Source organism: Collinsella sp. TM05-37 (genome assembly GCF_003436455.1).
Classification (GTDB): Bacteria; Actinomycetota; Coriobacteriia; order Coriobacteriales; family Coriobacteriaceae; genus Collinsella.
In genome coordinates this window covers 1-371 of record NZ_QSPN01000032.1, presented here as the reverse complement: position 1 = coordinate 371, position 371 = coordinate 1, and the positions used below count along the sequence as shown (strand labels likewise).

General features: G+C 64.7%; 1 protein-coding gene. It reads right to left on the bottom strand.

What is annotated here, in order from left to right:
- Positions 1-371 (bottom strand): SIS domain-containing protein (locus DXD48_RS10300; RefSeq protein WP_369831733.1); only part of this gene is annotated, 371 nt, incomplete at both ends.

The window sequence follows — 371 nt, the reverse complement described above, 5'->3', positions numbered from 1 at the left end:
GCGCGGACGCGCTCGTCGAGCTTGCGGTTCTCGTCCTCGCCCATGAACAGGAACACGGGGACGCCGGGCTCCACGAGCTCGAGGGTGCCGTGGAAGAAGTCGGCCGAGGTGATGTAGCGGGTGCGCTTCCACTGCATCTCCTCCAGGATGCACATCGAGAACAGGATGGTCTCGCCCCACAGGGCGCCGGAGCCGATGAACATGGTGTAGGGGGCCAGGGCGTACTTCTTGGCGAGCTCCTCGGCGCGCGGCTCGAAGCGCTTGCGGATATCGAGCATGTCCTTCCAGATGTCCTTGGTCTGCTCGATAAACAGATCGAACTTGGGGAAGCAGCCGCGGCGGTTGAGCAGGCGCAGGCCGAAGCAGTCGGC